This window comes from Brevibacterium sp. VCM10, assembly GCF_000583215.1.
In the GTDB taxonomy this organism is placed as follows: Bacteria; Actinomycetota; Actinomycetes; order Actinomycetales; family Brevibacteriaceae; genus Brevibacterium; species Brevibacterium linens.
Genome location: NZ_JAJB01000126.1, coordinates 1 through 989, shown reverse-complemented (window position 1 = coordinate 989; position 989 = coordinate 1). Strand labels below are relative to the sequence as shown.

At 66.0% G+C, this 989-nt stretch carries 1 protein-coding gene; it reads right to left on the bottom strand.

Going from position 1 to position 989, the window contains the following annotated elements; all coding sequences use genetic code 11:
- Positions 1-989: thiamine pyrophosphate-dependent enzyme (locus AD89_RS0117670; RefSeq protein ID WP_025781013.1), on the bottom strand; the 989-nt coding region annotated here is incomplete at both ends.

Here is a 989-nt window from a genome sequence, read left to right as displayed (position 1 = left end):
CCTCGACCCGCAGCGCCTTGCACCCGAGTCCTTGGGCCACGGCCACATGGTCGACGCCGTATCCCGACGATGCGGAACCGGCGGTGTTGATGTTCTCGAATGCCAGCGACACCTCGTAGTCCATCTCGAAGCCGCGCTGGGACTGGCGGATGAGACCGAGGTAGGAGTTGTTGACGACGACGTGGACATAGGGGATCTTGTGCTGCGCACCGACGGCGAGCTCTTCGATCATGAACTGGAAGTCGTAGTCGCCGGACAGAGCCACGACGGTCTCGCCGGGCTTGCCCTTGGCCACGCCGAGCGCTGCCGGCCCGGTCCAGCCCAGGGGTCCGGCCTGACCGGCGTTGATCCAGTGCCGGGGACGGTAGACGTGGAGCATCTGAGCGCCGGCGATCTGGCTGAGGCCGATCGTCGAGACATAGGTGACGTCACGCCCGAAGGCTTGGTTCATCTCCTGGTAGACGCGCTGTGGTTTGATCGGCACCTCGGTGAAGTTCGTCTTCCGATGTTCGGTCGCTTTCCGTGCCGTGCATTCGCCGGCCCAGCCGGTGAAGTCCGGCAGTCCGCCCGACCGCGAACGCGCCGCCGCCAGCAGCGCATCGAGCGCGGCACCGGCGTCGGAGGCGACTCCGAAGTCGGGGGCGAAGACGCGTCCGATCTGGGTGGGTTCGATGTCGATGTGAACGAACTTCCGACCCTTGCGATAGACCTCGAGGTTCCCCGTGTGGCGATTGGCCCAGCGGTTGCCGATGCCGATGACGAGATCGGATTCGAGGAAGGACGCGTTTCCGTAGCGCACGTGCGTCTGGATTCCGACCATGCCCGCGGCCAACGGGTGGTCGTCCGGGATCGCACCCCAGCCCATCAGGGTCGGCGAGACCGGGATGGAGGTGAGCTCGGCGAATTCGACGAGCCGGTCGGCGGCATCGGCATTGATGATTCCGCCGCCGGCGATGATGATCGGGTGCTCCGCCTCGGCGATGAGGTCG